Annotated in this window: 8 protein-coding genes; 5 read left to right on the top strand and 3 right to left on the bottom strand. The window is 63.1% G+C overall.

Translation table 11 applies throughout. The features are described from left to right. Positions 1-13 precede the first annotated feature (13 nt). The 3 genes from KG088_RS12315 (at position 14) to KG088_RS19855 (ending at position 6499) form a co-directional block, all read left to right on the top strand. Entirely contained in the window at positions 14-1078 is a 1065-nt protein-coding gene (locus KG088_RS12315) for an efflux RND transporter periplasmic adaptor subunit (protein ID WP_319941430.1), read from the top strand. Positions 1079-1127: 49 nt separating this feature from the next. Then, on the top strand, positions 1128-4310 hold the full coding sequence (locus KG088_RS12310) for an efflux RND transporter permease subunit (RefSeq protein ID WP_213825822.1): 3183 nt from the start codon (positions 1128-1130) through the stop codon (positions 4308-4310). A gap of 119 nt (positions 4311-4429) precedes the next feature. Further along, positions 4430-6499 carry a TonB-dependent receptor family protein gene (locus KG088_RS19855; RefSeq protein WP_213825821.1) on the top strand — a complete coding sequence of 690 codons (2070 nt, stop codon included), beginning with the start codon at positions 4430-4432 and terminating at the stop codon, positions 6497-6499. Positions 6500-6622: 123 nt separating this feature from the next. On the opposite strand, the gene KG088_RS12300 is transcribed toward KG088_RS19855, so the two are convergent. Next, positions 6623-7057, bottom strand: a complete 435-nt coding sequence (locus tag KG088_RS12300) for a YybH family protein (RefSeq protein ID WP_213825820.1) — start codon at positions 7055-7057, stop codon at positions 6623-6625. Positions 7058-7450: 393 nt separating this feature from the next. Here KG088_RS12300 and KG088_RS12295 point away from each other — a divergent pair, with 393 nt between their 5' ends. Beyond that, positions 7451-7651 carry a DUF2905 domain-containing protein gene (locus KG088_RS12295; RefSeq protein ID WP_213825819.1) on the top strand — a complete coding sequence of 67 codons (201 nt, stop codon included), beginning with the start codon at positions 7451-7453 and terminating at the stop codon, positions 7649-7651. 91 nt (positions 7652-7742) lie between these two features. Here the strand turns inward: KG088_RS12295 and KG088_RS12290 are convergent, their stop codons facing one another. Continuing rightward, entirely contained in the window at positions 7743-8546 is an 804-nt protein-coding gene (locus tag KG088_RS12290) for a class I SAM-dependent methyltransferase (RefSeq protein ID WP_213825818.1), read from the bottom strand. Between the two features lie 266 nt (positions 8547-8812). On the opposite strand from KG088_RS12290, the gene KG088_RS12285 reads away from it, so the two are divergent. Continuing rightward, on the top strand, positions 8813-9829 hold the full coding sequence (locus tag KG088_RS12285) for an AraC family transcriptional regulator (RefSeq protein WP_213825817.1): 1017 nt from the start codon (positions 8813-8815) through the stop codon (positions 9827-9829). Positions 9830-10285: 456 nt separating this feature from the next. On the opposite strand, the gene KG088_RS12280 is transcribed toward KG088_RS12285, so the two are convergent. After that, positions 10286-11245, bottom strand: coding sequence for an MBL fold metallo-hydrolase (locus KG088_RS12280; RefSeq protein WP_213825816.1), 960 nt, complete (start codon positions 11243-11245; stop codon positions 10286-10288). Positions 11246-11298 lie beyond the last annotated feature (53 nt).

The following is an 11298-nucleotide window of genomic DNA, read 5'->3' as shown; positions in this document are numbered from 1 at the left end:
AAGGAAGAGCCGCGTGCTGTCATTTCCCATTCTGCGCTTCGTCCTTTCTGTCTGTCTGGCGGCGGGGGTAAACATCGAGGTCCTGGCCCAACAAACCCGCGTCGCCACGGCCGAGGTCGAGGAGGCGACGATCGTGGAATTCCTGGACGTCAGCGGTAGCGTTACCGCTCTGCGCACCGCGCGGCTTTCCAGCGAGGTCGAAGGCCGTATCGCGGATTTTCCGGTCGCGATCGGCGAACGAGTCAACGCCGACCAGACGCTACTGACCCTCGATGCCGAAGAGGCGCGCTTCGAGGCCCGCGGTGCCGCTGCCGACGTCGACCAGGCCAGCGCCGAACTGGACGATGCCCGCCGACGCCTCAACGAGGCCCGCCAGCTCAGGCAGAGTCGCAGCATTGCCGACAGTGAGCTGAACCAACGCGCCAACGCCGTGGCCGTCGCCGAGGCGGTACTGAAACGCCAGACCGCCACGCGGGACCGATGGGCGTCGCGCATCGATCGCCATCGCCTGACCGCTCCGTTCGCCGGCATGGTTACCGCCCGCCATGTCGAGGTCGGCGAATGGGCAAGCCCCGGCACCGCCCTCATGACCCTGGTCGACCTGGACAGCCTGATGCTGGATTTTGCCGTGCCCCTCGCCTGGTACAACCGAGTGGAGACAGCGGCGCTGGAGGTCCAGATACCGGGCGAGACGGAACAATGGCAGGAAGCCAGGGTCGTCGCCCGCGTGCCACAGAACGACGAATCGGCCCGGCAGTTCCTGTTACGCGCCGAACTCGCGAAGAGCCATGCGTTGCTGCCGGGCATGGCCGTGCAGGGGCGTTTGCGGGTCCCCAGCACCGAAGGGCCCGTGGTGCCCCGCGACGCCCTGCTGCGTCGCCCGGATGGCCAGGTAAGCGTCTGGCTGGCCCAGGAAGAGGATGGCGAATGGCGCGCGCGGCAACGGCGGGTTGAAATCGGCGCCAGCCACGACGGGCAGACCGCCGTGCTCGAGGGGTTGACAGCCGGCGAGCGGATCGTGGTGGAAGGCAACGAGCGCCTGGAAGATGGGCAGCGCCTCGCGTTGTCCGACAGCTGATGGCGCCCGAACATCGAACGCAAAATGCACCGAGGGAGCGCTGACGCGTATGTTCGCCGCCATCATTCGCCACGGCATCCTGGTCAGCGTGGTCGTCCTGATCCTGATGATCCTCGGCCTTGCTGCCATCTGGCGCATTCCGGTGCAGATGATTCCCGACCTGGAGGTGCGCAACATCGGGGTCGAGACCCAGTGGCCGGGTGCCACCCCGCAGGACATCGAGAAGGACATCCTGATCGAGCAGGAAGAGTACCTGCGCAACGTGCCCGCGCTCACGCGCATGGAGGCCACGGCAAGCAGCGGCAGCGCCGAGATCGAGCTGGAGTTTCCCTTCGGCGTCGATTTGACCGAGACGCTGATCCGCGTCAACAACGCCTTGAGTCAGGTGCCCTCCTACCCCGTCAACGTCGACCAGCCTCGCATCGTCGCCAACTCCTTTTCCGCCAACGCCTTCATGTACTTCAACGTCGCGCCCCGCGAAGGCAATCCCCGCGAGCTCGAGATGGCGGCCATGCGCGACTACCTCGAGGACAACGTGCGCCCGCGCATGGAAAGCGTGCAGGGCGTCTCCGACGTCAACGTCTCAGGCGGTGCCGTGCGCCAGATGCAGCTGCTGCTCGACCCCGAGGCCATGGCCCAGCGCTCGTTGGGCATCGGTGACGTGCAGGCCGCCCTGGCGGCCCGCAACCAGGACGTCTCGGGGGGCGATCTGGAAAGCGGCAAGCGTCGCTACCTGCTGCGCACCGTGGGACGCTTCAGCGATGTCACCGAACTCGAGGCGCTGATCCTGGCCCGCCGCGGCGATGCGGTGATTCGCCTGTCGGATGTCGCCGAGGTTCGGCAGTCGCACGCCGAATTGACCTCGCGCTCCTTCAACTCGCAGGGCGAACCGGTGATCAGCGTTCAGGTACGCCGCGAGCCGGGCGCCAACGTCATCGACATCAAGCGCAACATGCTCGAGGAGGTGGAGTTACTCAACGCCGGCCTGCTGGCCAACCAGGGGCTGACGATGACGCTGTCCAGCGACGACGTGCGCTACGTGGAAGCCTCCATTGCCAACGTCTGGGTCAACCTCGGGCTCGGTGCCCTCTTCGCCACCCTGGTGATGTACGCCTTCCTGCGCTCCGTGCGAGCCACCTTCGCCGGCGTGATCGGCATTCCCATCTGTACCATCGCCGCCTTCCTGGGGCTGCTGCTGGCGGGGCGAACGCTCAATGTCATCTCGCTGGCCGGCGTCGCCTTCGCCATCGGCATGACCATCGACAACACCATCGTGGTACTGGAAAGCATCGAGACGCAGCGTCGCCGCGGGCTCGCGCGCTTTGAAGCCGCCGTGGCGGGCGTCAAGGAGGTGTGGCCGGCCGTGCTCGCCTCGACCCTCACCACCATTCTGGTGTTCGTGCCGATCTTCTTCATCGAGCAGGAAGCCGGGCAGCTGTTCTCCGATATCGCCGTGGCCATCTCGGCGGCGATCCTGGTCTCGATGGTCGTCGCCATCACGGTGATTCCCGCCCTGGGCGCACATCTCGATTTCCACGGCAATGAAACGCCTGACTACGAGCCTGACAACAAGCCACAGCCCCGCTGGATGCGCGCCAGCCTGCGCCTGGTCGATACCATGATCGACTCCAAACCACGCCGGTTGGCGGCGATGGCCATGGCGATTGGCGGCGGCATGGCGATTTTCGTCTGGCTGACGCCCCCGGCCGAATACCTGCCCGAAGGCGAGGAAGCCAAGACCTTCGCCAGCATGAACGCACCGGCGAGCTACAACCTCTCGACCATGACCGCGATCGCCGATGAGGTCCAGGACGCGTTGCTGCCCCATGTCGGGGCCGACCCGGACGCATTCGACGCCGGCGAGGCCGAGGTGCCGGCCATTCGCTCCATGGGCACCCAGGTCGAGGCGCAGAGCCTACGCATTATCGCCGAGACCCGCGACCCCGCGCATATCGAGGCGCTGATGGCGGCGCTGACTGAACGCTTCGAGGCCTATCCCGACATGCGCGCCTTTGCCGCCCGCGGGTCGATCATTTCCAGCAACGACGGTGGCACCCGCAGCATCACGCTGGACGTGGCCGGCAACGACCTTGCCGACCTCTATGCCGCCGCCAACCGCATCTACGACCGCGCGGACGAGGTCTTCGACTCGCCGCGCATTCAGACGCGCCCCTCGGCATTGGACCTGGGCCAGCCGCTAATTGAGATTCACCCCGACTGGGAACGTGCCGCCGAGCTGGGGCTGGATGCCGAGCAGTTGGGAACCACCGTCGCCGCGTTCAGCAATGGCACCTACCTGGACGACTTCTATCTCGGCGATGAGAAGGTCGATCTCTACGGGTACGGCCCCGATGCCGGCGACATCGACCTCGATGCGCTGGCCGATCTGCCCGTGTATACGCGCGACGGCGTCACGCTCCCCCTGGGCACCCTGGCCGAGATTCGCGAAACCGTGGATACCGCCACGCTGCGCCGGGTGGATGGCCGACGCAGCGTCACGTTGAACATCATTCCCTCGCGCAGCGTCGCGCTGGAAACCGGCATCGAACGGGTGCGTCGCGAGGTGATCGAGCCCTTGCGTGAAGAAGGCGCCCTCGGGGCCGAGATCGACGTCACGATCACCGGCGCCAGCGACCAGCTCGACGCCACTCGACAGGCGCTGTCGAGCAACATCCTGATCGCCCTGGCCCTCGTCTACCTGCTGCTGGTGGCGATATTCGCCCACTGGGGCTATCCGTTGCTGATCCTTGCCACCATTCCGCTCGGCGCGGCCGGAGGGATCGTGGGGCTCGCCTTGATGAACCTGGTGGGTGGCTGGCTGCCGAGCGTGGGGCTCGGCGAAATTCGCCAACCCTTCGACATGATCACCATGCTGGGGTTCTTGATCCTGCTGGGCACCGTGGTCAACAACCCCATTCTGGTGGTGCACCAGGCCCGCGAGAACCTGCGCCAGGCCGGCATCGGGCCCCGCCAGGCCGTGCGCGATGCGGTGGCGAGCCGTCTTCGGCCCATCGCCATGACCACCCTGACGACCCTGTGCGGCCTCTCGCCGCTGGTGTTTCTACCCGGAGAAGGTACCGAGCTCTATCGGGGCGTCGGCGCCATCGTGCTGTTCGGCCTGCTCGGCTCGGCCTTCGTCACCCTCACCTTCTTGCCCGCCTTAACCGTCACCGTGCTGGCCTGGCGCCGACCGGACCGGGCGAAAGGATCGGCGAGCCCCGCGGCCGAGTGACCCGCCGGCGGGGTGTATTTGCCATGCTGGCGAAAATTGTTGTGGTTTAGCATTGAGGCGATGGCCCATTTCCTGGCCCACTATGAAGACTGATCAGGACCGTTAAGGAATTCAGACCCATGCGAAATAGCACGACGCTACTGCTGCTGGCAGGAAGCCTTTCCGCCGCGACGGCCAATGCGCAGTCATCCTCATCGGCGACCGGCGGGGAGGAGGCCGCCTTGCCGACCATCACCATCAGCGCCCCTCGGCTGACGCGTGAGCTGTATGACACGCCCGCCGCGGTGTCGGTCCGCACCCGCGAGGAAATCCAGCGAGGCGAACAGCGCGTGCGTCTCGACGAGGCGCTCGACCCGGTTCCCGGCATCTTCCTGCAGAACCGCGACAACTTCGCCCAGGGCCAGCGAATCTCCAGCCGCGGCTTCGGTGCCCGCGGCACCTTCGGCATCCGCGGCCTGCATATCCGCGTCGACGGCATCCCCTACACCCTGCCGGATGGCCAGGCGCAGATCGATGCCGTGGACCTCGACAGCGCCGAGCGTATCGAGGTCATACGCGGGCCCTCCTCGGTGCTTTACGGCAACGCCGCCGGCGGGGTGCTCGACATCACCACCGGCGACGGCAGCGAGATGCGCCGCTCGCCGGTGGTCAGGGTGCAGGGCGGCAGCCATGACTTTCGCAAGCTGGCGCTGCGCAACGGCGGCGAAACCGGCAACTGGGTGCACAGCGTGAGTTTCTCGGCGCTGGATTTCGAAGGCTATCGCGAACAGAGCGCCGTGGAGAAGCGGCTGCTCAATGCCCGCGTTGGCTACCGCCTGGACGACGACCGCACCCTCTCGGCGTTGGTCAACATCCTCGACATGCCCACCGCCGAGGACCCCAGCGCCCTGACCCTCGAGGAAGTCGCCGAGGATCCCCGCCAGGCGCGCGACGTGGCGATCCCGCTGGATTCGGGGCAGACGGTGGAACAGCAACTGGTCGGCCTGCACTACGAGGATCTCGACGCCCTGGGCGGCGAGGTTAATGTGCGCGGTTTCGCCAGTCGGCGCGATTTCGAGCAGCAGCTGCCCTTCCCCGGCAGCAGCCTGATCGACTATGAGCGCTTCTATTATGGCGGCGGCGCCGACTACACGGGCGCCGTGACCGTGGCCGAGATGCCGCTGCGCTATGTCACCGGCATCGACCTGGCCCGCCAGGAAGACGATCGTGGCCGGCGTTCGGTGAATTCGCAGGGTGGTGTGACCGGCATCACCGCCGATGAACAGCAGAATGCCACCTCAGCCGGCGTCTTCCTGCAGGCCGAGATGGGGCTCACCGAAAAACTGGAGCTCAGCGCCGGTGTCCGTCACGATCAGGTACGCATGGACATCGACGACCGTTTCTTCGCCGACGGCCAGGATGACAGCGGCGAGCGCACCTACCGCGAGTGGACCGGCAGCCTGGGGCTGAGCTACCGCTACCTCCCCGACCATCAGGTCTACGCCACGGTGGGCAACGCCTTCGAGACGCCGACCTTCACCGAGTTCGCCCGCGAAGATGGCCGCGGCGGCTTCAACCCCGCCATCGAGCCCCAGAAGGCGCTCAACCGCGAAGTGGGGCTGCGCGGCACCTTCGGCAACGGCCTGCGCTACGAACTGGTCGCCTTCTCGGTCAGTGTCGACGATGAACTGATCGGTTTCGACGCGCCGAACGACCGGACCTTCTACGAGAATGCCGGACGCACTTCGCGAGACGGCATCGAACTGGGGCTGGATTGGAGCTTCTCGCCGAGCTGGCGCTGGACAAGCGCCCTGACCCTGGCCGACTACCGCTTCGACAGCTTCGCCGACGCCAGCGGCAACTATGCCGACAACCGCCTGCCCGGCCAACCGAAACAGCTCTGGCACAATGGCCTGACCTGGTACGGCAGTGGTGAGCGTTTTGCCGGCATTGACGTTCAATACACCAGCGACTATTACGCCGACAACGCCAATGACGTGGAAATTGACGACCATTGGCAGGTGAGCCTGAAGGCCGGCGACGGCTGGCGGTTGGGCGACGGCGACACCCGGCTCGGTGCCCACCTGGGTATTCGCAACCTGCTCGACGAGGAGTACTTCGAGAACGTGCGCATCAACTCCTTCGGCGGACGCTACTACGAGCCCGCTCCCGGGCGTACCTTCTACGCGGGCCTGGAACTCGCCTTCTAGGCGGTTAATTCCTGGATTCAATGCGAGGAAACAATGGTAGAGGTTGCCGAGCGCACCACTGCTAATCAACGAAGAGCGCCCACCGACCAAATAGCCGATGGGCTCCTTGTTTGTCTTACCGACTCACGATTGTTCGGCTTGCAATCGGCGAACGATTTCCAGCATATCGGTAGCGAGATCGGCATGATGATGGATCATCTTCCAAGTCCCGGTGTCTCGCTGATAGAGGTTGGTGACGCGATGGTCGATGTTGGCCTGATGGGTGCCCATAGCCATTTCCCCACGCTCGACACCGACCTCATAGGCCACATCCCCCACGACCCGGACCCGTTGATCGAGCAGCTCGATCTTCCCGCCTGAGGCGAGTTCGGCGACTAGCTCGAACGATTCCTTGATCGCCTCCCAGCCAACTTGCCGACCCCCAATCGGATGCATGGCCGTGACCTCCTCACCATGCGCCCAGCTATTCGTCATGGCGCTGGCGTCCCCGTTCGCCATGCGATTCAATGCCGAGTAGAAATCCTCTGATGCCTTACGAACCTCGTCTTGCGCGCTCATGGTGGCTTTCCTCGAGTTCATCTAGATAGCATAGTTGGGACGCACTCTATAACCTTGGGTAATCTCCCTTTTTTTGCGCTTGGGCACTTCGCATTATGGCCCCCGACAGAACAATAAAGCGCAATCAAACGAAACGGCATTTTTTGCCAGTTCTATTGGGGATGCGAACAGCACCGTAGCGCCAGCCCTTGCTTGGCACGACGTATTGAACACACCATGGTCTGAAAAACAGATTAGGCGAGGCTGGGGGACTTCGCCAGGCAGAAAGGAGCCTCTTCACCGTTACCCTTGAGCCGGATAACCCTTCAACGAAAAGCGCCCACCGGCCGATAGGCGCATTGTCTAACTTAAAAATATCTGATTTTATAAATTAAAGAGTCAGGAACGAATACCATGAACCGCACCCTGGTCCTGATCGGTCTGCTCGTCGTCGCCATCGGCCTGCTCTGGCCGTGGCTCTCCAAGCTTCCTCTCGGCCAGCTCCCCGGCGACATCGTTATCCGCCGCGAAAATTTTTCGTTCTACTTTCCTGTTACCACGATGATTCTGGCGAGTGTGGTGCTGTCGGGGGTGTTGTGGCTGGTGAATCGGTGAGGTAGTGGTTATTTAACGCGGAGCTGCGCGGCAATTTTGGAGTCCCACTGGCTGGCCTTGTTAGCTTACCCGAATTCATGGACTTCACCGACTATGGCTTCATCCCCGTGACGATGTGGGCGGATGTGGCAAAAGAGGCGGCTCCGTCACTGCTGACATATTGCTGCAGAGCATGTTCGGCGGCCTGTAAGATACCTTCGATCTGCTCCTCCGTGAGCACCACGCCCAATACCGGTAACCAGCCCCTGAGATCAGCCTCGACCATCACGCGAACGCTCGGAAACCGGGCAACACCCTTGCGGGTGGCAACTTCAACCGACTTGAACCCGGCACCCGCAAACAGCATCTCGAGGTCGCGCCGGTCGCCGAGCACGAACGGGGCACGTACAGCGTTAGCGGCCGGTGCGCCAGCGAGGCGCTCCAGCAGAGCCACCGCATCGGCGTAAGCCGGGATGTTCTCGAGAGAGTCCCACACCGCGAAAGCCATACGCCCTCCTGGCTTGAGCACTCGCAGTGCCTCACGAATAGCCTCGGAGCGGTCATGGAAAAACATGAGCCCGAATTGACTGACGACGACGTCGAATGTTGCGTCAGGGAACGGTAAGGACTCAGCCAGGCCCTGTTGCCATTCCACACCCGGAGCGAGCTGCCTGGCCACCTCCAGCATGCCGGCGTTTGGGTCCAGTCCAGTGACGAACTCCGCTTTACCTGTACGGGATAGCACTCCGCGAGCAAGGACACCCGTGCCGCATGCTACATCGAGAACGCGTTGCCCGGTTTGAATGTGTGCAGCGTCTGCCACTACCGGACCCCATTCGCCAAACAGCGCCGGCACCATCAAGTCCTCGTACGCTTTCGCCGCATCGATCTGCGCTTGTATCGTCGCATGTGTCATTTGTCGTCTCTCCATTGCCAGCCAAAGTCCAGCCCCGGTTTCCGCAAAACGCTCAGCGCTGGCGACGATCACGGTGTCCACCCACGCCGGCGCGACTTCGATGTCATAGAGCCGCTCCCGGGCATGCGCTATCCTCTAATATTGCTGTGTGCACGCTTACAAGGCGCGCGATTCACGGTGATTTCAGGATAAGTATCAAGGAGGCCCGCAGCCATGACCGACCGTCCATATCGCTTGCCCGATCGTCCAGAGGCGTGGCTACAGTCATGACAACAAACGAAGACGACAACATGGCGTTACTGGTACAAGACGGTGACCCGTTGTCCGACGTTCTGGAGACCATCCATCTTCGCGGCGCGGTGTTTTTCCTGTGGGAACCATCCTGGCCGTACGCTACGAGCGTGGCCAATGGGGGAAAATTTGCGTCCTTGGTTGTGCCCGGTGCCGATCAAATCATTTCCTACCACATCGTCACCGAGGGCCCATGTTGGGGTGCCGTACACGGTGAGGAACCGGTGCGTTTGGAGACCGGTGACATTTTGATTCTGCCACGGGGTGATGCCTATGTGATTGCCAGTGAGCCACGCTCGCCCATGGCGGAGGACGAAGCCGCCTCGCTCGAGTTCTTTCGGATGATGGCGGCGGGTGCGATTCCGCCGGTGGTCGTGGACGGCGGCGGCGGCCCGGGAGGCAACAAGCTGATTTGCGGTTTTCTGGGTTGTGACATGCGACCGTTCAATCCGCTACTGGGTACCCTGCCGCGCATGATCCGCGTCCCGGCACCCGAAGACGACACTGATCCGCTGTCCTCGTTGATTGATTTCGCTTTGACCGAGTCCCGCCAGGGCCGGGGCGGTGAGCGCTCCCTTCTGCGGCGATTGAGCGAACTGATGTTTGTCGAGGTGCTGCGCCGCTACCTGCGCTCCGCCCCGGGTGATGACTGCAGTTGGCTAGTCGGACTTCGTGATCCGGTCGTGGGTAAGGCGCTTGATCTGTTACATCGACGCATCACCGAACGCTGGACCCTGGAGAAGTTGGCCAACGAGGTCGGCGCCTCCCGCTCGACAGTGGCGGATCGTTTCAGCCAGTCGGTGGGCGAGCCGCCTATGCAATACCTGACTCGCTGGCGCATGCAGGCGGCGGCACGGCAGTTGGAAGATAGCGCAAGCAAGATTCAAGCCGTAGCGCAGGACGTCGGATACGAGTCGGAGGCTGCCTTCAGCCGCGCCTTCAAGCGAGTGGTGGGCGTAACGCCGAAGGCGTGGCGGGACCGAGCCCGTTGAATACTGATCTTGGAAGGCTCATCCTCTCGACCATCGATACTCGAGGTGAACCCAGCCCGATCACGTTTATAAGTCAAGGGTCAGATCTATACTTTAGAAATTGCTAATATAGTCTCCTGTTTAAATCCCTACTGGAAAAATGTCTTATATTTTCTGACTGGGCTAAAAGCTAGACCTGACACGGGCCCTGGCGCAGCAGCTCGTGCAGTGGGTCAGCGATCTGGGGTTCTGGTTGTGAAAGAGCCCGGAGGGTAGAATCGGTCATGGCGTATCCACTCGTGTTGGTTGAGATCTTGGTCGTGATCAATCAACAGGATATGCCACCCTTCCTATCTCCTCCCATACACCGAGCTTGGGCTTAACTTCTCATCAAGTCATCAAGGCAACGATACGACAAACGACTGACAGCGCTTGACGCGCGTCGAGATCGTAACATTGAGGCTGGGGAGGCTCGAATCACCGACTTAGCACGCCGTCATGCGATAGCTGATAGAGGTCGAAGTCGTTGGCCAGGAACAGGTTGCCGCGGTAGTGGCTGCGGGCTTCGTGTTCGATGTCGTCGATGGAGGGTATGGCGTCACGGTCGTACTGGTAGCGCGGGCTGAAATGGGTGAGCACCAGGTTCGCCAGCGCCTTGTGCTGGGCGAATCTGGCCACGGCGGCGGCAGTGCTGTGTTGATTGTCGGTGCCCAGGCGCTCGACCACGGCGCGGGTATATGTCGCCTCGTGCACCAGCACGTCGGCGCCGGTGCACAGGGCATCGAGTAGTGCCGGCGTGTCGTTGTCCCCGCCGACCACGAGCTTTCTCGCTCGCCGCTGCGGCAACAGATAGTCATCGCTTCTCACCAACAAGCCATCATCCAGCGTGACATCCTCTCCCTTGGTGATACGGCCCCACAGCGGCCCACGCGTCACGCCCGCGGCCTCCAGGCCCGCGATATCGAGCTTGCGCTCGACGCCTCTTTCGGTGAAGGCGTAGCCATACGAGGCGACGCCATGGGATAGCGCGGCGGCCTCGAGCGCGAAATCGGGCAGAACGACAGGTTCTACCAAGTCCTCCACGGCGATGAACTCGATGGCAAAGGTCAGGTGCAGCCCCGAGGTCGCCTGGATCGCCTCGAGGAAAGCGCGGATGCGCGCCGGCGCGACGATCGTCAATGGCCGCTCGCGACCGGTCATCGAGGCGCTCGACAACAACCCGGGCAGGCCAAAGCAATGATCGCCATGTACATGGGTGATCACGATTGCTTCCAGGCGGTTGAGTGAAAGCGGCGTACGCAGAATTTGCTGTTGTGTGCCCTCGCCGCAATCGACCAGATACCATGCCTTGGCGCTACGCTTCCTGACCGCGAGCGCCGAGACGTTGCGCGCCTTGGTCGGTACCCCGGCGGAGATGCCCAGAAAGAGGATTTCCATGGGTGCGTTTTCCTTCGCTGGCGGAACAAACGACGAGTCCCAGGCTATCGATT

Origin of the sequence: Halomonas jincaotanensis, assembly GCF_018448785.1 — a bacterium.
GTDB classification, from domain to species: Bacteria; Pseudomonadota; Gammaproteobacteria; order Pseudomonadales; family Halomonadaceae; genus Halomonas; species Halomonas jincaotanensis.
The sequence above is the reverse complement of the archived record's forward strand: the minus strand, read 5'-3'. Positions and strand labels throughout refer to the sequence as shown.

Excerpts from the sequence above, each read along its gene's own strand:
- KG088_RS12310 (WP_213825822.1), top strand. The coding sequence starts at position 1,128 with ATGTTCGCCGCCATCATTCGCCACGGCATCCTGGTCAGCGTGGTCGTC.
- KG088_RS19855 (WP_213825821.1), top strand. The coding sequence starts at position 4,430 with ATGCGAAATAGCACGACGCTACTGCTGCTGGCAGGAAGCCTTTCCGCC.
- KG088_RS12300 (WP_213825820.1), bottom strand. The coding sequence starts at position 7,057 with ATGAGCGCGCAAGACGAGGTTCGTAAGGCATCAGAGGATTTCTACTCG.
- KG088_RS12295 (WP_213825819.1), top strand. The coding sequence starts at position 7,451 with ATGAACCGCACCCTGGTCCTGATCGGTCTGCTCGTCGTCGCCATCGGC.
- KG088_RS12290 (WP_213825818.1), bottom strand. The coding sequence starts at position 8,546 with ATGACACATGCGACGATACAAGCGCAGATCGATGCGGCGAAAGCGTAC.
- KG088_RS12285 (WP_213825817.1), top strand. The coding sequence starts at position 8,813 with ATGACAACAAACGAAGACGACAACATGGCGTTACTGGTACAAGACGGT.
- KG088_RS12280 (WP_213825816.1), bottom strand. The coding sequence starts at position 11,245 with ATGGAAATCCTCTTTCTGGGCATCTCCGCCGGGGTACCGACCAAGGCG.